This is a genomic window from Stenotrophomonas sp. KH_052 (genome assembly GCF_057838755.1).
The window spans coordinates 1,150,811-1,175,237 of the sequence record NZ_CM174475.1 but is presented as its reverse complement, the minus strand read 5'-3'; the positions used below and the strand labels follow the sequence as shown (position 1 = coordinate 1,175,237).

20 protein-coding genes are annotated in these 24,427 nt (G+C 65.7%); 10 read left to right on the top strand and 10 right to left on the bottom strand.

All coding sequences use genetic code 11. From position 1 onward, the window contains the following. Positions 1-2: 2 nt before the first annotated feature. Complete coding sequence (locus tag AC3ITW_RS05335; protein WP_012510370.1) at positions 3-851, bottom strand: isocitrate lyase/PEP mutase family protein; 849 nt, start codon at positions 849-851, stop codon at positions 3-5. Positions 852-959: 108 nt separating this feature from the next. Here AC3ITW_RS05335 and AC3ITW_RS05330 point away from each other — a divergent pair, with 108 nt between their 5' ends. Together AC3ITW_RS05330 and AC3ITW_RS05325 are read left to right on the top strand one after the other, a co-directional pair. After that, complete coding sequence (locus tag AC3ITW_RS05330) at positions 960-1,892, top strand: LysR family transcriptional regulator (protein WP_012510369.1); 933 nt, start codon at positions 960-962, stop codon at positions 1,890-1,892. A 59-nt stretch (positions 1,893-1,951) separates the two neighbouring features. Then, positions 1,952-2,866 carry a bifunctional helix-turn-helix transcriptional regulator/GNAT family N-acetyltransferase gene (locus AC3ITW_RS05325; protein WP_012510368.1) on the top strand — a complete coding sequence of 305 codons (915 nt, stop codon included), beginning with the start codon at positions 1,952-1,954 and terminating at the stop codon, positions 2,864-2,866. Positions 2,867-2,902: 36 nt separating this feature from the next. On the opposite strand, the gene AC3ITW_RS05320 is transcribed toward AC3ITW_RS05325, so the two are convergent. Together AC3ITW_RS05320 and AC3ITW_RS05315 are read right to left on the bottom strand one after the other, a co-directional pair. Next, complete coding sequence (locus AC3ITW_RS05320) at positions 2,903-3,955, bottom strand: sensor domain-containing diguanylate cyclase (RefSeq protein ID WP_004147793.1); 1,053 nt, start codon at positions 3,953-3,955, stop codon at positions 2,903-2,905. A gap of 153 nt (positions 3,956-4,108) precedes the next feature. Next, a complete protein-coding gene (locus AC3ITW_RS05315; RefSeq protein ID WP_100467958.1) occupies positions 4,109-5,116 on the bottom strand; it encodes a LacI family DNA-binding transcriptional regulator in 1,008 nt (335 codons plus the stop codon). 94 nt (positions 5,117-5,210) lie between these two features. Between AC3ITW_RS05315 and AC3ITW_RS05310 the strand changes: the two genes are divergently transcribed. Genes AC3ITW_RS05310 through AC3ITW_RS05290 form a run of 5 tightly spaced genes read left to right on the top strand, consistent with a single transcriptional unit; the run spans position 5,211 to position 9,844 of the window. Further along, positions 5,211-6,263: a sugar phosphate isomerase/epimerase family protein gene (locus AC3ITW_RS05310; RefSeq protein ID WP_100434201.1), complete on the top strand. Its 1,053-nt coding sequence runs from the start codon at positions 5,211-5,213 to the stop codon at positions 6,261-6,263. A 27-nt stretch (positions 6,264-6,290) separates the two neighbouring features. Then, positions 6,291-7,508, top strand: coding sequence for a nucleoside permease (locus tag AC3ITW_RS05305; RefSeq protein WP_100467957.1), 1,218 nt, complete (start codon positions 6,291-6,293; stop codon positions 7,506-7,508). Positions 7,509-7,520: 12 nt separating this feature from the next. Then, on the top strand, positions 7,521-8,645 hold the full coding sequence (locus tag AC3ITW_RS05300; protein WP_100467956.1) for a Gfo/Idh/MocA family protein: 1,125 nt from the start codon (positions 7,521-7,523) through the stop codon (positions 8,643-8,645). Positions 8,646-8,665: 20 nt separating this feature from the next. Further along, entirely contained in the window at positions 8,666-9,529 is an 864-nt protein-coding gene (locus AC3ITW_RS05295) for a sugar phosphate isomerase/epimerase family protein (protein WP_100467955.1), read from the top strand. 18 nt (positions 9,530-9,547) lie between these two features. Beyond that, entirely contained in the window at positions 9,548-9,844 is a 297-nt protein-coding gene (locus AC3ITW_RS05290) for a c-type cytochrome (protein WP_012510362.1), read from the top strand. A gap of 30 nt (positions 9,845-9,874) precedes the next feature. On the opposite strand, the gene AC3ITW_RS05285 is transcribed toward AC3ITW_RS05290, so the two are convergent. The 5 genes from AC3ITW_RS05285 to ssb form a co-directional block, all read right to left on the bottom strand. Further along, positions 9,875-10,618, bottom strand: coding sequence for a 3-keto-disaccharide hydrolase (locus AC3ITW_RS05285; protein ID WP_238378219.1), 744 nt, complete (start codon positions 10,616-10,618; stop codon positions 9,875-9,877). A gap of 14 nt (positions 10,619-10,632) precedes the next feature. Further along, complete coding sequence (locus tag AC3ITW_RS05280; RefSeq protein ID WP_065722523.1) at positions 10,633-11,208, bottom strand: gluconate 2-dehydrogenase subunit 3 family protein; 576 nt, start codon at positions 11,206-11,208, stop codon at positions 10,633-10,635. Further along, positions 11,208-12,893: a GMC oxidoreductase gene (locus AC3ITW_RS05275; RefSeq protein ID WP_100434197.1), complete on the bottom strand. Its 1,686-nt coding sequence runs from the start codon at positions 12,891-12,893 to the stop codon at positions 11,208-11,210. Before AC3ITW_RS05275 ends, AC3ITW_RS05280 begins: the two co-directional genes overlap by 1 nt. Positions 12,894-12,920: 27 nt before the next feature. Then, complete coding sequence (locus AC3ITW_RS05270; RefSeq protein ID WP_202908173.1) at positions 12,921-13,817, bottom strand: hydroxypyruvate isomerase family protein; 897 nt, start codon at positions 13,815-13,817, stop codon at positions 12,921-12,923. Between the two features lie 197 nt (positions 13,818-14,014). Then, positions 14,015-14,611: a single-stranded DNA-binding protein gene (gene ssb, locus AC3ITW_RS05265; RefSeq protein WP_489390124.1), complete on the bottom strand. Its 597-nt coding sequence runs from the start codon at positions 14,609-14,611 to the stop codon at positions 14,015-14,017. 294 nt (positions 14,612-14,905) lie between these two features. Here ssb and AC3ITW_RS05260 point away from each other — a divergent pair, with 294 nt between their 5' ends. Continuing rightward, positions 14,906-15,937, top strand: a complete 1,032-nt coding sequence (locus tag AC3ITW_RS05260) for a LacI family DNA-binding transcriptional regulator (protein ID WP_100434195.1) — start codon at positions 14,906-14,908, stop codon at positions 15,935-15,937. A gap of 96 nt (positions 15,938-16,033) precedes the next feature. Here the strand turns inward: AC3ITW_RS05260 and AC3ITW_RS05255 are convergent, their stop codons facing one another. Together AC3ITW_RS05255 and AC3ITW_RS05250 are read right to left on the bottom strand one after the other, a co-directional pair. Next, positions 16,034-18,103, bottom strand: coding sequence for a PAS domain-containing protein (locus AC3ITW_RS05255; protein ID WP_489390123.1), 2,070 nt, complete (start codon positions 18,101-18,103; stop codon positions 16,034-16,036). After that, positions 18,093-19,589, bottom strand: a complete 1,497-nt coding sequence (locus AC3ITW_RS05250) for an ATPase domain-containing protein (protein ID WP_004147724.1) — start codon at positions 19,587-19,589, stop codon at positions 18,093-18,095. The genes AC3ITW_RS05255 and AC3ITW_RS05250 overlap by 11 nt, the downstream gene beginning before the upstream one ends. A gap of 273 nt (positions 19,590-19,862) precedes the next feature. On the opposite strand from AC3ITW_RS05250, the gene AC3ITW_RS05245 reads away from it, so the two are divergent. Together AC3ITW_RS05245 and AC3ITW_RS05240 are read left to right on the top strand one after the other, a co-directional pair. Next, positions 19,863-20,765, top strand: a complete 903-nt coding sequence (locus AC3ITW_RS05245) for an ABC transporter ATP-binding protein (protein ID WP_100434194.1) — start codon at positions 19,863-19,865, stop codon at positions 20,763-20,765. 12 nt (positions 20,766-20,777) lie between these two features. Next, positions 20,778-24,362, top strand: a complete 3,585-nt coding sequence (locus AC3ITW_RS05240) for an ABC transporter permease/M1 family aminopeptidase (RefSeq protein WP_489390122.1) — start codon at positions 20,778-20,780, stop codon at positions 24,360-24,362. The last annotated feature ends 65 nt before the right edge of the window (positions 24,363-24,427 follow it).

The window sequence follows — 24,427 nt, the reverse complement described above, 5'->3', positions numbered from 1 at the left end:
ACTCAGGCGCGATCCAGCGCCAGATAACGACCGGTACGCACGATCTCCTCGCGCTCGCTGAAGCTGGCCAGCGCATTGGCGACACGCCCGCTGTCACCGGTCGCTGCAATCTCCTGCAGGGTGCGCTGCATGGCCCGGATCGCAGCCCGTTGCAGGTCCGAGGGAATGATCACCAGCCGGTAATCGAGTTCGGCAAGCCGCTGCACCGGCACCAGCGGCGTCTTGCCGCTGTGGAACATGTTGATCAGCTTCGGCCCGGGAACACGCTGCGAAATCACCTCGATCTGCTCCAGCGTTTCCGGGGCCTCGACGAAGATCATGTCCGCGCCCGCCTCCACATACGCACGCGCGCGTTCGATCGCCGCATCCAGGCCCTCGCAGGCGATGGCGTCGGTACGCGCGATGATCATCAGCTCCGGATCGATCCGCGACTGGCAGGCGACGCGGATCTTCGTGCACATCTCGCCCGCGTCAACCAGCGTCTTGTCATCCAGGTGACCACAGCGCTTGGGGAAGGCCTGGTCCTCGATATGCAGGGCGGCAACCCCTGCCCTTTCCAACGCGCGCACCGTGCGTTCAACATTCGCGGTGCCGCCGAAGCCGGTGTCAGCGTCGGCGATCACCGGCAGATCGCAGGCATCGACGATCCGTTCAACCTGCACAAGCACTTCGCTGAGACCGAGCAGGCCGATGTCCGGTACGCCGGCCGAACGTGCGATGGCCCCGCCGCTGGCATATACCGCATCGAAGCCGGCCAGCTCCACCAGGCGTGCCGACAAGCCATCGAATACGCCCGGTGCTATCACGCTGCCCTGCCGAAGCAGATCGCGCAGCCGACGTGTCTTCTTCATGTGGTCTCCCTTGTAGTTGGACATCTGCCGTGGGATACCGATGATGTTGCCGCCACCGGCGACCGTCCAATACCGTGTTCGTACAGCACCAGAACGCCTGAGGTTCCAATGGAACTGCGCCACCTGCGCTACTTCGTCATGACCGCCCAACTGCAGAGCTTCACCAAGGCCGCCGAGGCCCTGCATATCGCCCAGCCACCGCTCGGGCAGCAGATCCGCGCGCTGGAGGAAGAGATCGGCACGCCGCTGTTCCATCGCCAGGGACGCGGCATCGTGCTCAGTGACGCGGGCCGCGTGTTCTGGGCAGCAGCCGTGGACATCCTCGCGCGCGTCGACCACGCCAAGGAGCAGGCGCTGAGCGCTGCACGCGGCGAGGTCGGCACGCTCACGCTGGGGCTGACCGAATCGGCCTCATACAACGACGCGGTGACCGCACTGCTGCGCAGGTTCCGGCAGGCGCATCCGGCGGTGCAGCTGCAACTGGTCGAAGACGGCAGTGAATCCCTGATCCGGCGCCTGGACGACGGCGAACTGGACGCGGTGATCGTGCGCCCACCGTATTCGCATCCTGGCGAGCTGGTGATCCAGCAGCTCAGCGCCGAACCACTGGTGGCGGTACTGCCGGCCGAACACCCGCTGGCCGGCCGGGCGGGCATCGCACTGACCGAGCTGCGCGATGAGCGCTTCATCCTGTTCTCGCGGAAATCCGGCTATGGCCTGAGCGCCGATGTCGTCGCTGCCTGCCGCAGCCAGGGCTTCACCCCCACCATCCAGCAGGAAGCGCCACAGGTGGCCTCGGCCATCAACCTGGCTGCAGCGGGCCTGGGCATCGCTATCGTGCCGGCCTCGATGCAGACCCTGCATCGGCCGGGCCTGGCCTTCGTCGCGCTGGAACTGGGCATGCCGATCACCGCCCTGCAGCTGGCCATGCGCGGCCAGCATCCTGCACTGGCCGCCGCGCTGCTGCGCTGTGCATGCAGCAGCGCACACCCGCCGACGGCGCCGGACGATGCCCGCAGTACAGAGCTGCGTACCCCTTGATTATTTGACTTAGGCAAGTAATTATTTGACCAAGTCAAATACATGGATCGGCCAAGGCAATGGGCACGCTTTCCGAACGCGCCGATGCAGTGCGGCGCTTCAACCGCTTCTATACCCGGCAGATCGGGGTACTACAGGAATCGCTGCTGCGCAGTGGCCTGTCGCTCACCGAAGTCCGCATCCTGTACGAACTGGCCCACCACGCACCGTTGTCGCCCTCGGACCTGTGCCGTGAGCTGGGCCTGGATGCCGGCTATGTGAGCCGGGTCACCGCCAGGTTCGAACGGCAGGGCTATCTCATCAAGGACCGCTCGGCCGAGGATGCGCGCGTGGTCGTTCTGACCCTGACGGCACTTGGGCACAGCGTGTTCGCGCCACTGGAAGAAACCTCGCGGCGGGAAATGACCGAGCTGCTGGCGACGCTGCCCGAGACGGCACAGCTGACGCTGCTTTCGGCCATGGGCCAGATCGAAAGCGTGCTGGGCGACAGGTCTCCCTCGTACCTGCTGCGGGATCCGCGGCCGGGCGACATGGGGCTGGTGGTCTCGCGGCAGTCCGCGCTGTATGCCCGCGAATTCGGCTGGAATGCGGAGTACGAAGCGCTGGTGTCGGAGATCGTTGCCAAGTACCTGCGCGAGCTGGACCCGGCGCGTGAACGCTGCTGGATCGCCGAGAAGGACGGCGACATGGTGGGCTCGGTGTTCGTGGTCAGGCAGAACGACAGCACAGCCAAGCTGCGCCTGCTCTATGTGGATGCCACCGCGCGCGGCATGGGCATCGGCGCCCGGCTGGTGGAAGAGTGCATCGCGTTTGCGGCGTCCGCCGGCTATACGCGGATGACGCTCTGGACCAACAGCGTACTGGCCGATGCCCGGCGCCTGTACGAACGCGCGGGCTTCCAGCTGGTACAGGAAGAGCCCCACCACAGCTTTGGCCACGATCTGCTCGGCCAGGTCTGGGAACGGACGCTCTGATACCCACCGCATGCGCACGGCGTGCGGTGCCGTAAATCAGTCCGCCCAGCTGGCCGTATTCTTGCCCTGGCGCTTGGCGTGATAGAGGGCCTTGTCGGCCGTGGCCAGCCAGTCTTCCACGGTGCCCTGGCCCGGCGTCGCCGCGATACCGATGCTGACACTGAACTCCACGCCCGGTGCCACCTGCCTTGCCGCTTCGAGCAGATGCAGCCGGATCCGCTCGGCCACATGCATCGCATCACGCGTCGTGCAGTCACGCAGCAGCACCACGAATTCGTCGCCACCCAACCGTGCCGGTATGTCGCCCGGGCGTGCGAACTCGCGCAAGGTGGCGGCGATCTGCCGCAACACCTCGTCCCCGGCCCGATGCCCATGTGAATCGTTGATGCGCTTGAAGTCGTCGACGTCGAGCATCAGCAGGCAGGCGAAGCCCCCCTGTCCCTGCGCCTTGTCCAGCACCTGCTGCGCGCGGAGGATCAGGAAGCCACGATTGGCCAGCTCCACCAATGGATCCATCCGGCTCAGCCGCTGCAGCTGGCGGTTCTGTGATTTGACCCGGCGTGCCAGTTGCCAGCTCAGGATGCTCAGCCCGATGCCATACACGAACAGGAACGGCACGCTCAGCACGATCGTGCGCTGCGAGGAGATGGGCTGGTAGGGAAATCCAAGCGCCCACCAGCTGAGCAGAAAGCCCAGCACCAGTGCCAGCGTCGCCCGCATCGCCAACCGCACGCCACCGGCAGCGATCTTGTCGGCGACCAGCAGCGCGGCGAACAACGCACTGGGGACCGCGCTCAGCGCCATGAAGGCGATCCAGCCACCGCCGAAGAAGGAGTCGGCCACCATGCAGCGGAACTGCACCACCGCGGGCTGGCGGGATCGGTGGGTCAGCAGCAGTGCAAGCGCCGGCCACGCCAACGCGTTGAGCAGCAACAGTACCCACGCCCAGGCGCCATCCTGGCGTTCGAGAATGATCGAAGCGATCGGGATCGCCCCCAGCCCATTGCCGACGAAGCGCATCCAGCCGATGCGCCGCGCCGCGCCGATGCCCTCGACTGCGACTTCCGTCGCGTCAATCAAGAACGGCATGGCCGACCCCCTTGAGCGATCGCACGTTCCCCCCCTGGCAGCCTGGCGGGCTGCCTGTGCCGAGTCTGACAGCTTCGCGTCAATTCCGGATCAAGGGTTGCTGGCTGCAACCGTGCCGGCCGGCGGCTGCAGGCCAACTGCTCCGCACGGCCCTCAGCCGCTGCTGGGCGCAGCCGTCGAGCCGCGCAGCATCAGGCTGAAATCCAGCGTCTGCTGCAGCGGCACATCGACCTGCTCGATGATGGCGAGCAGCAGGTTGACCGCGCGCTCACCGATCTCGCGCATGGGCTGCCGGATGGTGGTCAACGGCGGCGTCAGGTAACGCGACGATGCCAGATCGTCAAAGCCGACGATGGACAGGTCCTCCGGCACGCGGATGCCCAGATCCCGGCAGGTCGCCAGGGCACCCAGCGCCATCTGGTCGCTGAAGCAGAAGATCGCCGTCGGCGCGGCGGCCGAGGCCAGCAGCGCCTGCGCGGCCGCATGGCCGGACTGCAGGGAAAAGTCGCCCGGCACGATGCCCAGCTGGCGCAGGCGGCCGCGCGCCTTGGCGGCGGCCCGGACCCCTTCCATCCGTTGCTGGTGCAGCGGATTGTCGGGCGGCCCGCCGACCACGGCGATGCGCTCGTGTCCCAGCCCATACAGATGGTCCATCACCGCGCGCGCGGCGGCCGCGTTGTCGATGTGGACGCTGGGGATGCCCAGCGCGGGATCGAATTCGCAGCCATTGACCACCGGTGCAGCGGTGCCCCGCTGCTGGACGATCTCGCGCGCCGTCGGCGGCAGGCGGTGCCCCAGCACGATCAGCCCGTCGGCCTCGTTGCGCCGGAGCATCTGCGCGTAGCGCTCCTCGCGCTCGGGCAGATTCTGGGTATCGCCCAGCAGCACGGCGTAGCCGACCGCCTGCGCCGCGTCCTCCGCGCCCTGCAGGATCTGCGCGAAGAATGGATTGGCGATGTCCGGGACGGTGACCAGGATCTTGCCGCTGCGCTGGGTCTTCAGCGTCCGGGCGACCGTGTTGGGCACATAGCCCAGGGCAGCGGCCGCCTGTTCGATGCGCGTGCGGGTGGCCGGCAGCACCTTGTCCGGCCGCGAAAGCGCCCGCGACACCGTGCCTGCGGAGACGCCGACGTGCTTCGCGATGTCGTAGATGGTGGCCATGGGTTACGTCGTTCCTGCCGCTGTGCAGTGCACAACGGCTCTGCGGGAGGCCCATGCTAGGGTAATGCAATCGATTGCATCGAGGCGAATCCGCTTGAAAACGCTCAAGGGTCCAGCGCTGTTCCTGGCGCAGTTCATCGGTGACACACCTCCTTTTGATCGACTGGACACCTTGGCCGGATGGGCCGCAGGTCTGGGCTATTCTGGCCTACAAGTACCGTCCAGCGCGCCCCACCTGTTCGATCTGGCCGAGGCCGCGCGCAGCCAGGCGTACTGCGACGACCTCGCTGGCATGCTGGGCGGACATGGCCTGCAGATCACCGAGCTGTCCACCCATCTGCAAGGGCAGCTGGTTGCCGTCCACCCCGCCTACGACAGCCTGTTCGACGGTTTCGCGCCGGCCGACAAGCGCGGTGATCCGGCTGCACGCCAGGCCTGGGCGGTGCAGCAGCTGCTGCTGGCCGCCAAGGCCAGCCAGCGCCTGGGGCTGACCGCGCATGCCACGTTCTCCGGCGCATTGGCCTGGCCTTACTTCTATCCCTGGCCGCAGCGTCCACCGGGTCTGGTGGAAGAAGCCTTCGCCGAACTCGGCCGCCGCTGGCGCCCGATCCTGGATGCCTTCGACGCCTGCGGCGTGGACCTGTGCTTCGAGATCCATCCGGGCGAGGACCTGCACGACGGCGCGACCTTCGAGCGCTTCCTCGATGTGGTGGATCAGCACCCCCGCGCGAAGATCCTGTACGACCCCAGCCACCTGCTGCTGCAGCAGATGGACTACCTGGGTTTCATTGACCGCTATCACGATCGCATCGGCATCTTCCACGTCAAGGACGCGGAGTATCACGCAAGCGCGCGCAGTGGTGTCTATGGCGGCTACCAGGACTGGATCGATCGTCCGGGGCGGTTCCGTTCGCTCGGCGACGGCCAGGTCGACTTCAAGGCGATCTTCTCGAAATTCGCGCAGTACGACTTCCCGGGCTGGGCGGTGCTGGAGTGGGAGTGCTGCCTGAAGCACCCCGAGGACGGCGCACGCGAAGGTGCCGCGTTCATCCGCGACCACATCATCCGGGTGACCGAGCGTGCCTTCGATGATTTCGCCGACAGCGGCACGGACCCGCAATCACTGCGCCGCATGCTGGGAATCTGAGCCATTACCGCCCCGGGAGGGCAAGCCATGACGCACGCCATGTCGCGCTTGGGCGCGATGATGTTTCTGCAGTTCTTCATCTGGGGGGCATGGTTCGTCACCCTCGGAACCTACCTGGTGCAGGGCCCGCTGCAGGCCAGCGCCAGCCAGGTGGCAACGGCCTTCCTCAGCCAGTCCATCGGCGCCATCGTCGCGCCCTTCCTGGTCGGCCTGATCGCCGATCGCTACTTCGCCGCGCAGCGCATCCTCGCGGTGCTGCACCTGGCCGGCGCGGTGCTGATGTGGCTGGCGTCCACGGCGACCAGCTTCAGCATGTTCTCGGCCTACGTGATGGGCTACATGCTGCTGTTCATGCCCACGCTGGCGCTGGCCAACAGTGTGGCGATGCGGCACATGCAATCGCCCGAGAAGCAGTTCCCGCTGGTGCGCGTGGCGGGCAGCATCGGCTGGATCGTAGCGGGCGTGCTGATCGGCTGGCTGGGCTGGGAACAGGCGCATCGTCTGGAGCTGACCTTCCAGATGGCGGCGGTGGCCTCGCTGGCGCTGGGCCTGTATGCCTTCACCCTGCCGCACACGCCGCCACTGGCACAGCAGCGCGACGCTGGGCTGGGGCAGATCCTGGGGCTGGACTCGCTGCGGCTGCTGAAGTCGCGCTCCTACCTGGTGTTCTTCCTGGCCTCCATCGCCATCTGCATCCCGCTGTCGTTCTACTACAACTTCACCAACCCATATCTCAACGATCTCGGCGTGCGCGGCGCGGCCGGCCTGCAATCGCTGGGCCAGGTTTCCGAAGTCCTGCTGATGCTGGCCATGCCGTTCCTGTTCGTTCGCCTTGGCGTCAAGACGATGCTGGCGGTGGGCATGGCGGCCTGGGTGGTGCGCTATGCCATGTTCGCCTTCGGCGATGCGGGCGGCGGCTTCTCGCTGCTGGTGATCGGTATCGTGCTGCACGGCATCTGCTACGACTTCTTCTTCGTCACCGGGCAGATCTACACCGATGCGCATGCCGGCCCCGCCGCGCGCAGCAGCGCGCAGGGGTTCATCACCCTGGCCACCTACGGCGTGGGCATGCTGATCGGCACCTTCCTGTCCGGCGCGGTGGTGGAGCACTACACCACGACAGCGGGCCCGGACTGGCAGAAGATCTGGTTGTTCCCGGCCGGCGTCGCACTGCTCGTGCTGATCGCCTTCCTGTTGCTGTTCCGCGAGCGGCCGGTAGCCGCGGCCGCGCCTTCCACGCTCTGAGGACCACAGCCGATGCCAAAGCTTGGAATCGCCATCATCGGCGCCGGCATGATCGGTACCGTGCATCGCCGTGCGGCATTGCTGGCGGGTGCCGAGGTACGCGGCGTGGCGGCCTCGTCACCGCAGCGCGCGCGTGAGGCAGCGCAGTCGTGGAATGTCCCGCGCGCCTACCGGGACATCGAGGAGCTCATCGCCGATCCGCAGGTACAGGTCGTGCATGTCTGCACACCCAACCATCTGCACCGCTCGATGGCGCAGGCTGCGCTGGATGCCGGCAAGCACGTGATCTGCGAGAAGCCGCTGGCCACCACGTTGGAAGATGCGCAGGCGCTGGCAGGTTTGGCCGCGTCGACCGGACTGGTTGCTACGGTGCCCTTCGTCTACCGCTACCACCCGGTGGTGCGCGAGGCGCGCGCACGCATCGCGCAGGGCGAACTGGGACCGCTGCACCTGATTCACGGCAGCTATCTGCAGGACTGGCTGCTGGATCCGGCCAGCAACAACTGGCGCGTGGACCCCGCGCTGGGAGGCGCTTCGCGCGTGTTCGCCGACATCGGCTCGCACTGGTGCGACCTGGCGGAATGGGTCAGCGGCGAGCGCTTCACCGAAGTCAGCGCGGCGTTCGATACCGTGATCGCCGAACGCGGCACCGACACCGGTCAAAGCTTCAGCACGCCGACGGCAGGCAGCGCGATGCAGGCGGTGACGAGCGAGGACGTGGCGCTGGCAATGTTCAGAACCGGCGCCGGTACGTTGGCGTCGCTGACGGTCAGCCAGGTCTCGGCGGGACGCCGCAATCGCCTCTGGTTCGAGATCGATGGCGCCAACGCCAGCGTGGCCTTCAACCAGGAAGACGCCGAGCGGCTGTGGATCGGCCTGCCCGACCAGCGCGAGGAAATCTTCGTGCGTGGCCCCGGTGCCGGCAGTGCCGAGCAACGCCGGCTGTCGGTGTTGCCCGCCGGTCACGCGCAGGGCTACGCGCAGTGTTTCGAAGCATTTGTTGCCGACACCTATCGCGCCATCAACGGCGAGCGCCCGCAGGGACTGCCGACCTTCGAAGATGGGCTGCGCTCGGCGCAGATCGTCGATCGTGTCATTGCATCGGCCAGGTCGCGCGCCTGGACTGCCATCGGTTGAAAACCCGGGAGGATCTGTAGATGAAAACCCTTGTCCGTAGAACTGCAAGTCTCGTCCTGCTGCTCACTGCCCTGCCCGCCTTCGCAGGCGACGCCGCCAGCACGCAGAAACCGATCGCGGTGCAGATGTACACCCTGCGCAACGCCGGCTCACTCGACCAGCAGTTGAAGATCGTCCACGACGCGGGCGTGCACGCGGTGGAAACGGTCGGCACCCAGAACACCAGCGCGACGGAACTCAAGCAGCTGCTGGACCGATATTCGATCAAGGCGATCTCATCGCACGTGCCATTGGCCGACTTGCGCAGCAACCTGGACGGTGTGGTCGCCTTCAACCGATCAATCGACAACACGACGCTGGTGGTGCCGTACCTGGACAAGAAGGATCGCCCGACCGACGCCGCAGGCTGGACCGCGCTGGGCCAGGAACTGGGCAGCATCGCCAGGCAGGTGCGGGCCAAGGGCATGCGCCTGGCCTACCACAACCACGACTTCGAGCTGGTCGACTTCAACGGCAGGACGGGCCTGGAACTGCTGTTCGCCGCCGCCGGCCCCGACCTGCAGACCGAGCTGGACCTGGCCTGGGTCGTGCGTGCGGGCCTGGACCCGGCACTGATGCTGGGGAAATTCCGCGGCCACATGTTCGCCGTGCATGCCAAGGACAATGCGCCAAAGGGCCAGGCCGAAGACGAAGGTGGATTCGCTGCGGTGGGCCAGGGCGTGCAGGACTGGAACGCGATCCTGCCTGCTGCTGCGGCCGCTGGCGTGCACTGGTACATCATCGAGCACGACCAGCCACGCGATCCGGCCAAGGTCATCCAGACCGGCGCGGATTACCTGCGTGAACACCTGCCCGCCAACGTGCCCGTCCGTGCGCAGCGCTGACGCATCAAGGAGCCCCACATGAAAATGATCCTGGCAATGGCCGTGGCCCTGGGCGGCATGAGCGTTGCGACAGCAGCATGGTGCAAGGACGACCCGGCCGCCGGTGCAAAGCTCTACACCGCGAACTGCGTGGCCTGCCATGGTGCGGATCGTGCGGGCATGCCGGGCGCGTTTCCGGCGCTCACCGATCTCAGCAAGCGACTGCAACCTGCGCAGATCAAGGACAAGATCAGGAAGGGCGGAGGCTTGATGCCACCCTTCTCCCAGCTGTCGCAGCAGGAAATCGATGACATCGCCAGTTATCTGGCGAAGTAAGCGGCCGGCGACCACGCCGGCCGTGTGCCACTACAGCTCGCGCACCCAGATGTTGCGGTAGCTGACCTTGGAGTCGTGCTCCTGCAGGTAGAGCGGCGCACACCCATGGGGCGCGTAGGAAGGCGCACCGATGTATTCGGTCTTGCCGGCCAGCACAGTGTCGTCCTGCACCAGCACGCCGTTGTGCAGCACCGTGATGCGCGCGGGCGACACAAGCCCACCGCCCTGCGAGAAGCGCGGTGCCTTCCAGAGGATGTCGTAGGCCTGCCACTCGCCCGGTGCGCGCGCGGCGTTCACCAACGGCATCGCCTGTTTGTAGATGGAACCCGCCTGGCCATTGGCATAGGTCGGGTTGTTGTAACTGTCGAGCACCTGCAGCTCATACAGTTCCTGCAGGAAGATGCCGCTGTTGCCCCGGTTCTGGCCCTCGAAGCCCTTGGTGTCGGTGGGTGTGCGCCACTCGACATGCAGCTGGACGTCGCAGAAGCGTTGCCTGGTGCGGATGCCTTTGCTGCCCGGCACGACGGTCATGGCGCCATCGGCAATCTTCCAGGGCACGCGTCCGCCCTGCTCCGACTCCCACGCGGAGACATCCTTGCCATCGAACAGCACGATTGCATCGGACGGTGCCTTGCCTGGCGGCGTGGCCACGGTCGCGGGCACCGGCGTCCACACCTCGGTCTTCTTCGGATCGCGTGCAGGGTCGGCAGCGGCCTGCGCGAACGCAGGTGCGGCAACCAGCACGGCAGCCGCGATCAGCAGAGGCTTGATCATCCTGTTGCGCTCCATCAGCTGGTCCCCCACGCGGGCGTGCCGGGAACATAGGCGAGATCGCCGTCGTAGCGCCCCGGCACGGCAACGTACTGCAGCACCCCGGTCGCGCCGACTTTGGAGGTGAAGAAGCCGAAGATGGCCAGCTGCTTGAGCATCGTGAAGTAGTGTGGCATTGCCTCGCCCTCTTCAGGCGTACCGGTTTCGGTCACATCGGCATGACGTGCCTTGGCCTCTGCATCGAGCGTGCGCAGCAATTCGGTGCGGGCTTCCGGTGTGAGCGACACGAAGCGGCCACCGGCGCGTTTGTCGATGTCGGCCAGGCCGGCGCGGAACGTCGCCTGCTGCCGAGCGGTATAGCAGTCGCTGACGAACGTCGCCATGAACAGGCCGGCGCCGGCATCCTTTGCGCCTGGTGTCCGGGTCCGCGGCAGGATGGTCTCGGCGATCTCGTCCAGCGTTCCGACATCGGCGTCGGAGAAATGGAGCTTTGCAGCGGCGGCCGGCGCCTGCCCTTGCACGAGCGCAGGCAGGCCGACCATGGCCGCCCCCGTGGCGGCGACGATCATTTTCAGCAGTTCGCGGCGATCCATCAGAGGTTCCCCGCTTTCAGTTCGCGCACCGCATGGTCGGCGGCCCGGGCCGTCAGCGCCATGTAGGTCAGCGAAGGATTCACGCAGGCGCTGGAGGTCATGCAGGCACCGTCGGTGACATACACGTTGGGCGCATCCCATACCTGGTTGTGCTGGTTCAGCACCGAACTTTTCCGATCACGTCCCATGCGCGCGGTCCCCATCTCGTGGATGCCCTTGCCCGGGGCATAGTCGTTGTCGTGCATCTTCACGTCCTTGACGCCGGCCGCCTCCAGCATCTCTGCGGCATCGGCGGCCATGTCCTTGCGCATCGCCAGTTCGTTGGCGCGCATGGCAACGTCCATCGCCAGCACCGGCAACCCCCACTTGTCCTTGCGGTCGTGGTCCAGGCGGATCGTATTGTCGTGGTGCGGCAGCATTTCACCGAAGCCGGTCATGCCGATACGCCAGTCGCCCGGCACGGTCAGCGCCTCCTTCAGGTCGGCACCGATGTTGAGCTCGGCGATCTCGCGCGACCAGCCGGTGCGGCTTGCGCCGCCCTGGTAGCCGAACCCGCGCAGGTAACCGCGTTTGTCAGCCGCGACGTTGCGGAACCGCGGAATGTAGAAGCCGCAGGGGCGACGCCCGAAGTAATACTTGTCTTCGTAGCCCTCGACGCGGCCGGAGGCACCCGCACCGAAATGATGGTCCATCACGTTGTGCCCCAACTCGCCCGACGAGGAGCCCAGCCCGCCGTCCCAGACATCGGTGGCCGAGTTCATCAACAGCCACGTCGAGTTGAACGACGATGCGTTGAGGAAGATGACCTTGGCCGTGTACTGGTAGGTCTGGCCGGTCTCGGCGTCGATCACCTCCACGCCGCGGGCACGCTTGCGGTCCTTGTCGTAGAGCACTTCCTTGACGATCGAGAACGGCCGCAAGGTCAGGTTGCCTGTCTTCATCGCCGCCGGCAGTGTCGCTGCCTGGGTGGAAAAATAAGCGCCGAAGGGGCAACCCAGGATGCACTTGTTGCGGTACTGGCAGTTGACGCGGCCCTGTTCGGGCATGGGCTTTGTGATGTTGGCGGTGCGCGAGTGGATCATGTGCCGGGTGCCGCCGAACGCCTTTTTGATCCGTGCGGCCACGTCCTTCTCGACGATGTTCAATGGGATAGGCGGCAGGAACTCACCATCCGGCAACACGTCCAGCCCTTCGCGCGTACCAGCGATACCTGCGAATTTCTCCACATGGTCGTACCACGGCGCGATATCGGCGTAGCGGATGGGCCAATCGGCTGCGATGCCGTCCTTGAGATTCGCCTCGAAGTCCAGGTCGGAGAAGCGATAGCTCTGCCGGCCCCACAACAATGAGCGGCCGCCGACGTGATAGCCGCGGAACCAATCGAAGCGCTTGGTCTCGACGTAGGGCGAGTCCTGTTCGTTGACCCACATCCCTTCCAGGTTCTCGGCCAGGCCATAGTCGCGCATCAGCACCGGGAAGTCGGCCTTCATTGCCTGGGTGGGGCGGTTGCGATGCGGGAAGTCCCACGCCTCCTTCATCGCGTTGACGTAGTCCTTGACGTGCTCGATGTTGCGTCCGCGTTCCAGCATCAGGACCTTCAGGCCCTTTTCGGTCAGCTCCTTCGCTGCCCAACCGCCACTGATTCCCGAGCCAACAACAATGGCGTCGTAGTGATTATCTGCCATGGGTTTCTCACCTGGGTGGATATCGTTTCAGACGTCGCAGAGGCGGATTGCCTCGCGCAATGAGCCAACGGGATCGGGCGCTGCAGGCATGAATTCCTGCGCCAGATATCCCTTGAAACCGGTGTCGCGGATCGCGCGGCAGATGGCCGGATAGTGGAGCTCCTGCTGGTCTCCGATCTCGTTCCGGCCGGGCACGCCTGCGGTGTGGTAATGCTTGAAGCAGGCGTGATGCTTGCCGATGGTGGCGATGATGTCGCCCTCCATGATCTGCATGTGGTAGATGTCGTAGAGCAGGCCGAAGTTGTCCGAGCCGAGCCGCTGGCACAGCTCCACGCCCCATGCGGAGTGATCGCACAGGTAGTCACGATGATCGACCTTGGAGTTCAACAGCTCCATCACCAGCACCACACCGCGCTTCTCGGCGTGCCCGAGGATGCGCTTGAGGCCGGCCTCGGCATTGGCCAGGCCTTCCTTCGGGTCCATCCCGTTGCGGTTGCCGGAGAAGCAGATCAGGTTGCGATAGCCGGCATCGGCGACCAGATCGATGTGCCGCGTGTAGCGCTCCACCAGCTGATCGTGGAACTCACGGCCGGCAAAGCCCTTGGTGAGGCCGAGCTCCGCGCCGTTGCACATCGAGCTGTATACGCCATTCGCCTTCAGCGTGGGCCAGTCTTCCGGACCGACCAGGTCGATCGCGGCAAAACCGATGTCCTTCGCCGTCGTGCAGAGCTGGGCGACCGACAGCTGCGGGAAGGTCCAGCGGGCGACAGAGTGCTTCATGTTGCCCTTGAGCGGTGCAGTGGCGGCGAATGCAGGAAGCACGCCCGCAGCCCCCAGGCCAATGCCACCGGCAATCGCGAGACGCAGCGCATCGCGCCGCGTGAGGCCCGTCGCCGGGGCCGGTCTGATCGAATGGATGGACATCCACCTGCCGGCCTCCCAACCGGTATCAAACGCAACGATTCACAGCAATGCAATCGATTGCACCATAGGGGAGGAAATTGTCTGTTTGCAAGTCGCGGTGCACGAAAATCAATGCTGCGGAGCACAACTCCGAAGGGATTCCAAAAAAAGAAAAGCCCCGCATCGCGGGGCTTTCTTTTCTGCTGCAGGCGACCGGTCTAGAACGGAATATCGTCGTCAGCGAAGTCGTCCATCGGCGGCGCCTGCTGCGGCTGCGGACGCTGGTTGCCGCCCTGGTTGCCGTAGCCGCCACCCTGGTTGCCGCCCTGGTTGCCATAGCCACCACCCTGGCCGCCGCGCTGGCCACCGCCACCGCCACCGCCGCCACCGCCGTACTCCTGACGCGGCGCCTGCTGGCGCTGCGGGCGCTCACCGCCGCCGTAATTGCCACCACCACCACCACCACCACCGCCGCCTTCACCACGGCCGCCCAGCATCTGCATTTCATCGGCAACGATGTCGGTGGAGTACTTCTCCACGCCATCCTGACCGGTGTACTTGTCGTAGCGCAGGCTGCCTTCGACATACACCGAGCTGCCCTTGCGCAGGTACTCGCCGGCGATTTCGCCGAGCTTGCCGAAGAACACCACGCGGTGCCATTCGGTACGTTCCTGCTGGTTGCCATCCTTGTCCTTGCGGACGCTGGTGGTGGCCAGGCTGATGCGGGTGATCGCCATGCCACCCTGGGTGTACTTCACGTCCGGGTCGTTGCCGAGATTGCCGACCAGGATGACTTTGTTGATGCCGCGCGCCATAGGTACCTTCGTCCGTTGTCCAAGGGCAGACCGCCAGTGATAGCACAGCCCCGGGCAGGGGTGCAGTAGGCTGGGCCGCCCCTGTTGAAATTTGGGGGAATGCGAGAACGATGCATCTTAGCATTGCCGCCGCCATCCGCCCGGTCAGAAGACCCCGGCCGCGCCGGAGGATTGAGCTGATTTCTTTGTCCGGCAATGACTTACCTTAGCCCCGACGGTCGCCCGGAGAGGCATTCGCGCCTGCCCATGGCATCATGCCCGGGCACCTTCTCCCCAGCCCCCTTCCGCGTGCCCATGACGATCAAAGGCAAAGCCACCTCCCTGGACATCGCCCACCTGGCCGGGGTCTCCCAGCCCACCGTGTCGCGGGCCCTGCGAGGCAGCCCGATGGTCAACGCCGAGACCCGGGAGCGCATCCTGCGCATCGCCCGCGAGCTGAACTACAAGGTCGACAAGAACGCCTCCAGCCTGCGCCTGCGCAACGCCGGAACCCTGGCCCTGCTGTTCTTCGAAGACCCGACCAACGACGACTCGCTGATCAACCCGTTCTTCCATTCGATGCTGGGCTCGATCACCCGCGCCTGCGCCCTGCATGGGCAGGACCTGCTGGTCTCGTTCCAGCAGCTGTCCACCGACTGGCAGGCCGATTACGAGGACAGCAACAAGGCCGACGGCATCATCCTGCTCGGCTACGGCGACTACCACGAATCGCGCGACCGCCTGCAGCGGCTGGTCGAACAGGGCACGCACTTCGTGCGCTGGGGCGCCGCCCTGCCCGGCCAGCCCGGCGTGTCGATCGGCAGCGACAACTTCCAGGGCGGGCATGACATCACCACCCACCTGCTGCAACAGGGCTGCCGCCGCATCGCCTTCCTCGGCCATGCCTCCAGCCATTACCCGGAATTCCAGGAACGCTACCGTGGCCATGTCGCGGCTCTGCGGGAACACGGCCTGGCTGCCGAGGCGGCGCTGCAGCACGATGCGATCACCACCGAAGCCTCCGGCCAGGAAGCCTGCCAGGCGCTGCTGGCTCGCAACGCGCCGGTCGATGCGATCTGCGCGGCCAGCGACTTGATCGCCATCGGCGCAATGCGGGCCCTGCGCGAAGCGGGTCTGCGGGTGCCGCAGGACGTGGCGGTGACCGGCTTCGACGACATCCCCCTGGCAGCGTCGGTATCCCCGGCGCTGACCACCGTGCAGCAGGACACCAAGCAGGCCGGCCAGCTGCTGGTGGAGCGCCTGCTGGCGCTGATCGGCCGGCAGGCTGTGGACAGCCAGAGCATCCCGGTAAAGCTGGTGGTGCGGGAATCGTCGCTGCGCGGGTAGTGTCGAGCTTGCTCGACCAGCGGATGCAACTCCAATCGGGAAAGATCAGCCGAGTATGGATCGGCTCTGCACAAAAACAGTCGAGCAGGCCCGACTCTACGGATTGCCACCTGCCGTTTCAGGCATCGCGGTGCGAACCGCTGCACTGAACTCGTCAAGCAGGAACGGCTTGGCGATCATCGCCATGCCCGCATCGAGGAAGGACGAGCGCTCCTGCGCCTTCTCCGCGTAGCCGGTCATGAACAGTACTGGCAAAGTCGGCCGCGAGTGACGGGCTATCTCGGCGAGCTGGCGGCCATTGAGCCCAGGCAGGCCGACGTCGGTAATCAACAGATCGATGCACTGGTCCGAAGTCAGGATCGGAAGCGCGGCGTCCGCATCGCCCACCACCTGGGCCTGGTACCCCAGGTCCTCGAGCACCACCGTGACCAGCATGCGTACCTGCTCATCATCCTCGACCACCAGGATCGACTGGCCAGCGCCGAGCCGGATGGCTTTGGCCGGAGCGGCCGCCGTTTCGCTGGCCGCGGCCTCCACCAGTGGAATGAACAGGGAAATGGTGGTGCCCTCACCCAGGCGCGATTCGATCGCGATGTGACCACCGGACTGCTGCATGAAGCCATACACCATCGACATGCCCAGCCCGGTTCCCTTGCCGATGGGCTTGGTGGTGAAGAAAGGCTCGAATGCGCGCTCGACGACTTCCGGCGCCATGCCGGCGCCCGTGTCGGCGACTGCCACCACCGCATAGTGCCCTGCCGGCACTGCCGGATACTGGCCTGCATGCACATCTGCTTCCGCAGTGCGCAGGATCAGCTCGCCGCCATCAGGCATCGCGTCGCGAGCATTGATGGCCAGGTTCAGCACCGCACTTTCGAACTGGTTGGCATCCAGCGTGGCGTGCAGCGGCACCGGACAGGTCTCGGTACGCAGCCGCACCGTCTCCCCGATCGTGCTGTGCAACAGGTGCTGCACCGATACCAGCAACGTGTTGATCTCCACCGGCCGCGCGTCCAGCGACTGCCTGCGCGAGAACGCGAGCAGGCGCTGGGTCAATGCGGCGGCACGCTGCGCCGAGGTGGTGGCCGTATCCAGGAAACGCTCCAGATCATCCACCCGGCCCATCTCCAGGCGCAGGCGCACGATGTCCAGCGCGGACAGGATGCCAGTCAGCATGTTGTTGAAATCGTGCGCGATGCCACCGGTCAACTGGCCGATCGCTTCCATCTTCTGCGACTGCCGCAGGGCGGCCTCGCTGGCCTCGCGTGCAGCCATCTGCGCTTCCAGCTCACGCGTGCGCTCGGCCACCATGGCCTCCAGTGCATGTGCGTGCTGCTGGCTGTTGCTCAGGGCCAGCTTGGCGGCGGTGATATCGGTAACGAAGACGTGGAATCCGTCGACCCGGCCGTCGGTGTCGGTGCGCGGCGAGTAACGCACTTCGCAGTCGCGCCGGCCGCGTAGTGGATGCGGCCAGGTGATCTCGAAGAGCACCGCTTGGCCATCCAGCGCGCGCTCCATCGCCGCCCTGCGCTGCTGCCATACGGATTCGCCGATCACTTCGCGAACGTGCCTGCCGATCACCTCACCGGTGGCGAGATCGAACCAGGACTCATAGGCCCGGTTGGCGAAACGGAAGCACATCGAACGATCGACGAAGGCGATCAGCACCGGCATCGCATCGGCGATCAGGCGCAACTCGGTTTCACTGCGGGCCAGTGCGGCCCGCCCGTCCGCCAATGCCGCCATCTGATCGCGCACGAGGAACTGCTTGTCACGGGCCCGCAGTGCGCCCTGGACAGCACTGATCAGGGACATGCTGCCAAGCGGCCGGTCCATCTCCACCACGTTGATCGCAACTGGCAACAGTTCCTCACGGGTGGAACGGCGGTACGACCGCGCCGAGCGCAGCAGGATGAACGGGATATCCGACCAGGCCGGTTGCTGCTGCAAGGCAGGCAGCATGCCATCGGTGCCGCGCACCAACGCTTCCTGGGTCACCACCACCAGGCCGGTGCGATCATCCAGATGCTCGGCCAGTTCCTCCAGGTTACCCGCGATGCGCGTTGCCAGCCCTGCCCCCTCCAGTACCGCCGCAATGCTGTCGGCATCGCGTCCAAACGGCGCCACGATGCGGACAACCTTGCGGCTCTCACCGCTATCGGACATCGGACTGGCCCAGCAGCGCCGCGCTGTCACCCACGAATTCGGGTGTTCCGGTCAGGATGCCCTGGAAGTCTGCCAACGGCGCACTGACGGTGATGCCACGCCCGTCGATCTTCAACTCACGGATGGTGTCCTCGTGCGCACCGCCGCGGTTCTTGATCACCGAAATGGCTTTGCGGATGCGCCCCTTGGCCTCGAAGAACCGGAACAGCACCACCGCATCGGCGATATAGGACACATTGAGACTGCCAGTGGACATGGTGCCCACCAGGCCATGCTGCGGATTGATCAGGAACGTCGCTACACCCTTCTGGTTGAGGTAGGACAACATCTCGTGCAGCTGCAGCATCAGCTGCTTTTCCTGTGGCATTGCCGTGACATAGCCGTTCAGGCTGTCGATCACCAGCACACTGCAGTTGCGCTGCTCTACCGCCTTGCGCAGGTTCCAGGAGAACTCACCCGGCGACACCTCGGCCGGATCCATCTGCAGGATCTCCAGCAGGCCCGAGTGCAGATGCTTGTCAAGGTCGATGTCCAGCGCAGATGCACGCGCCAGCAAGGTGCCGATGCGCTCGTCGAACTCGAAGATGCAGCAGCGTTCGCCACGTTCGCAGGCCGCCCACACGTATTGCAGGGCGACGTTGGTCTTGCCGCTGCCAGCGGGACCGGTCAACAGGGTCGAGGTCCCGCGCAGGGGGCCCCCGCCCAGCAGGCGATCGATCTCGTCGACGCCACTGCTCACCGGCGAACCCACGAACCGGTCGTGGTGCTCGGAGGCGATCAAGCGGGGAAAAATCTCGAGCCCACCACGACGGATCACCATATCGTGGTAGCCCGCAATGAAATCCACACCGCGCAGCTTCTGCACCTGCATGCGGCGCCGGGCCGGACCAAAATCCAGGGTCAGGCGTTCCAGCGACAGCACGCCGTGGCACAGGCTGTGCAACTGCCCATCGCGCTCTTCGCCGGTAGAGGTCAGGTCATCGACCAGGATCACCGTAGCGCTCTTGGGTGCGAAGAACTGCTTCAACGCAAGGATCTGGCGCCGGTAGCGCAGAGAGTCCTGGGCCAGCAGGCGCAGTTCGGACAACGAATCGAACACCACGCGGGTGGGCCCAATGCTGTCCACCTTGGACATGATCAGATTGACCGTCTCGTCCAGCTCCATTTCCCACGAATGCAGCACCGACTGCAGGCGACCGTTGCCCATTGCGCCTTCAGCCGATCCCAGTTCGAACAGGTGTAGGCCATCCAGCGACCAGCCATGGGCAGCGGCGACTTCGCGCAGTTCCTCGGCGGTCTCGGACAAGGTGATGTACAGGCAGCGTTCGCCCCGCCGCAGGCCTTCCAGCAGGAACTGAAGCGACAACGTGGTCTTGCCGGAACCCGGTGGTCCTTCCAGCAGATACAGCCGCGCCTGCGGAAGTCCGCCACCAAGAATGCTGTCCAGTCCCTCTACTCCGGTAACAGTCCGCATGTACGCCTGCATGGCAATGGCCCTGAGAGGCGCAAAGACTATCGGTGCCCCTGTCGACGTCCTGTGTGATCCGGCCGACCTTTCCCAACGCATTCAGGAAGACTTCACAGGCTGGCCCCCTGCCGCCTTGGCGAAGCCCCACGCACTGGAAGCCGCCCCTGTCGCGCCTTCAACGGTGGGGCGCCCTCACCTGCTACCCGCACGGCACCATGACCAACGGCGCATGACGCCAGCCCAGTTGCGGGTGATAAACAGCGCGATCACACACGGAAAGGTGTACGTCGCATGCTGAAGATCGATTCACTGTCCAAGACGTACGCCAACGGCGTGCACGCGCTCAACAATGTCAGCCTGGACATCCCGCGCGGCATGTTCGGCCTGCTCGGCCCGAACGGCGCTGGCAAGTCGTCGCTGATGCGCACGCTGTCCACCCTGCAGGAGGCCGACAGCGGTTCGGCGACCCTCACCATTCCCGGCGAAGCACCGATCGACGTGCTGCGCGACAAGGACGCGGTGCGCCGCCGGCTGGGTTACCTGCCGCAGGATTTCGGCGTGTACCCGAAGGTCAGCGCACTGGACCTGCTGGAGCATTTCGCGGTGCTCAAGGGCCTGACCCAGCGCGCGCAGCGCCGCGAGGTGGTCGATGGCCTGCTGCAGCAGGTGAACCTGTGGGACGCACGCAAGCGCAAGCTCGGCACGTACTCGGGCGGCATGCGCCAGCGCTTCGGCATTGCCCAGGCACTGCTCGGTGACCCGCGGCTGGTGATCGTCGACGAGCCCACCGCCGGCCTCGACCCCGAGGAACGCAACCGCTTCCTCAACCTGCTGGCGGCCATCGGCGAGAACGTGGCGGTGATCCTGTCCACCCACATCGTCGAAGACGTGACCGACCTGTGCCCCACCATGGCGATCATGAACAAGGGCCAGGTGCTGCTGACCGGCCGCCCCGCCGAAGCCATCGATGCCCTGCAGCAGCAGGTCTGGCGCAAGCAGGTCGACCCTTCGGAACTGGCCGACCACGAGGCGCGCTACGTGGTGCTGTCGACCCGTCTGGTCGGAGGCCGCCCGGTGATCCACGTGCACAGTGCCAACGATCCCGGCGACGGCTTCGCAGCGGTGGCTCCCGACCTCGAGGACGTCTACTTCCAGCGCCTGCGCCTGCAGGCCCGTGCCCGCGCGGCAGCCTGAGCGGAGCACGCCATGATTCTCAACTTCTTCCGCTTCGAGCTGCGCGAGCAGCTGCGTTCTCCACTGCTGTGGCTGCTGGCCGCGCTGTTCGCCCTGCTTGCCTTCGCGGCCGCCTCCAGCGATGCGGTACAGATCGGTGGTGGCAGCGGCAACGTGCACAGCAACGCGCCCACCGTGATCGCGCAGATGCTGGGCATCTTCACCCTGCTCGGCATGCTGGTCAGCGCCCTGTTCGTCAGCAACGCGCTGCTGCGTGACTTCGAACTGGGCACCGCCGAGCTGATCTTCGCCAGCCCGGTGAAGCGCCGCGACTACCTGGCAGGGCGCATCGCTGCCGCCCTGGCCGCCGGCTTGCTGGTCTACATGGTGATTGCATTGGGCCTGTGGCTGGCGCCGTTCATGCCGTGGGTCGATCCCGAACGCATGGGCCCGATCAGCTGGCAGGGCTATGCCTGGACGTTCGCGGTCATCGTCATTCCGAACCTGTTGTTCACCACTGCGCTGCTGTCGCTGCTGGCGGCGCTGACGCGCTCGATCCTGTGGGTCTACATCGGCCTGGTGGCCTACCTGGTGCTGTACGGTGCCAGCGCGGCCCTGCTGCGCGACATCGACAACACCTGGATCGCGGTGCTGAGCGAACCGCTGGGCATGCGCGCACTGGGCCGCACCATCCGCTACTGGTCCACCGCCGAGCGCAACAGCGGAATTCCCGAGCTGGCCGGCTACCTGCTGGCCAACCGCGCCCTGTGGCTGGGCGTGGCCGCCGCGCTGTTCGCCGCCACCTTCGCGCTGTTCCGCACCGAACGCAGCGGCAGTGGCCGTCGGCGCTGGGGCCGCAGGCAGGCGCAACCGGTTGCCGATGCCGGCGCCGTCCGCCCCACCCGCGCAACGCTGCCGCGCGTGGTGCCGGCGTTCACTACCACCACGGCGTGGCAGCAGTTCCTGCGCCAGGTCCGCTTCGATACACGCGGCGTTCTGCGCAGCGTGCCGTTCATCGTGCTGCTGGTGCTGGGCCTGGCCAACTTCCTGCCCAGCGCGCTGTTCCGGCAGACGCTGTATGGCACCTCGATCTGGCCGGTCACTTCGCAGATGATCATGGGCCTGCAGGGTGCCTTCAGCTGGCTGCTGGTGATCATCGTGCTGTTCTTCGCCGGTGAACTGGTCTGGAAGGAACGCAGCGCGCGCATCAACGAGGTGACCGATGCCATGCCGGTGCCGAACTGGGTGCCGCTGCTGGCCAAGTTCACCGCGCTGCTGGCGGTGATCGTCTGCTTCCAGGCGGCCGGCGCGCTGGCGGCGATGGGCGTGCAGCTGACCAAGGGCTACACCCACCTGGAGCCGCTGCTGTACCTGCGCAGCCTGGCGCTGGATTCGGTGGTCTACATCCTGATGGGCGGCCTGGCGCTGGTGCTGCAGGTGCTGACCAACAACAAGTTCGTCGGCTACGCGCTGCTGATCGTGGTGATGATCGGCCAGGGTGTTCTGGGCCTGCTGGACTACACGCAGAACCTGTACAACTTCGGCAGCTGGCCCATCGCGCCCTATTCGGACATGAACGGCTACGGTCACTTCCTGCCGGGGCAACTGGCCTTCCAGGGTTACTGGGCGCTGTTCCTGCTGACCCTGATGTGCCTGGCCTCGGCGTTCTGGGTACGCGGTGTCAGCCAGGGCTTGCGCCAGCGCCTGGCCCTGGCCGGTCGTCGCCTGCGCGGTCCGACCGGCGCCTTTGCAGCGCTGGCGGCACTGGCCTTCATCGGTGTGGGCGGCTGGCTGTACTGGAGCACCAACATCCGCAACGAGTTCCTCTCGCCCGACCAGCAGCTGGACCTGCAGGCCCGCTACGAGCGTGAACTGTCGAAGTACCGCAACCTGCCGCAACCACGCATCGTAGCGGTGGACAACCGCGTGGACGTGTTCCCGGAAACACAGTCGATGGTGATCGACGCGAACTGGACGGTACGCAACACGCATGCCGTGCCGATCCAGGAGGTGCATGTGTCGATGGGCGATGACAAGCAGCTGGTCGCCGCCGATCTGGGCGGACAGACCCTGTCGATGCACGACGCCGACCTTGGCTACCGCATCTACCGCCTGGCTACGCCACTGCAGCCGGGTGAAAGCCGCAGCGTCCACTTCCGGGTGGTGCAGAGGCCCAACGGCATCACCGCCGGCCAGGCACCAAGCAACATCGTCGACAACGGCACCTTCTTCAACAGCCGCGTGCTGCCGTCCTTCGGCTACAACGAAGGTGCGGAGATCAGCGACCGCAACGAGCGTCGCAAGCGTGACCTCGGCGAACCGCGGCGCATGCCCAAGCTGGAAGACGAAGCCGCGCGTGCCAACACCTACATCTCCAACGATGCCGATTGGCTCGACTTCCGCACCACGGTCTGCACCGCGCCGGACCAGGTGGCGCTGGCCCCGGGCTACCTGCAGCACGAGACCACGGTGAACGGCCGGCGTTGCTTCAGCTACGCGATGGACCGCCCGATGCTGAACTTCTACGCCTACCTGTCGGCACGCTGGGAGGTGCGCAGGGCGAAGTACAAGGACATCCCGATCGAGGTCTACTTCGATCCGGCGCACGGCTACAACGTGGACCGGATGATCGAAGCGGTGCAGAAGTCGCTGGCCTACTACGAAGCGAACTTCACGCCGTACCAGCATCGCCAGGTGCGCATCATCGAGTTCCCGGGCTATGCGCGCTTCGCACAGTCGTTCGCCAATACCATCCCCTACTCCGAGGCCATCGGTTTCATCGCCGACCTGCGTGATCCGGACAAGGTGGACTACGTGTTCTACGTGACCGCGCACGAGATCGCACACCAGTGGTGGGCGCACCAGGTGATCGGTGCCAATGTGCAGGGCGCCACGGTCCTGTCCGAGTCGCTGTCGCAGTACTCTGCGCTGATGGTGATGGAGCAGGAGTACGGCCGCCAGCACATGCGCCAGTTCCTCAAGCGCGAGCTGGACGGCTACCTGTCCGGACGCGGTGGCGAGGCCATCGAGGAGCAGCCGCTGGAGCGCGTGGAAAACCAGCAGTACATCCACTACCAGAAGGGTTCGCTGGTGTTCTACCGGCTGCGCGAGGAGATCGGCGAGCAAGCCCTGAACCGCGCCCTGAAGCGCTTCCTGCAGGACAAGGGCTACCAGCAGCCGCCGTATACCACCTCACGCGAACTGCTGGACTATATCCGTGCCGAAACGCCAGCTGATCGCCAGCAGCTGGTCACCGACCTGTTCGAGAAGATCAGTTTCTACGACAACCGCGTGATGACCGCCAGCGCCCGCAAGCGCGATGACGGTCGCTACGACGTAACCCTGGACCTGCACGCGGCCAAGCAGTACGCCGATGGCAAGGGCAAGGAGAGCGACGGCACGATGGATGACTGGGTTGAGATCGGCGTGTTCGCCAATGGGCCTTCGGGTAAGGAACGCGACCAGAAGGTGCTGTACCTGCAGCGCCACCACATCACCAGCGCCGCGCCGAAGATCACGGTGACGGTGGACGAAAAGCCGGACGAAGCAGGCTTCGACCCGTACAACAAGCTGATCGACCGGGTGAGCGATGACAACCGGCGCAAGGTGACGATGTGAAGTGATGGAGCGCCGGCGGTTGCGTCGGCGCTCCGCATGCCGCATGTAGTGCCGAGCCATGCTCG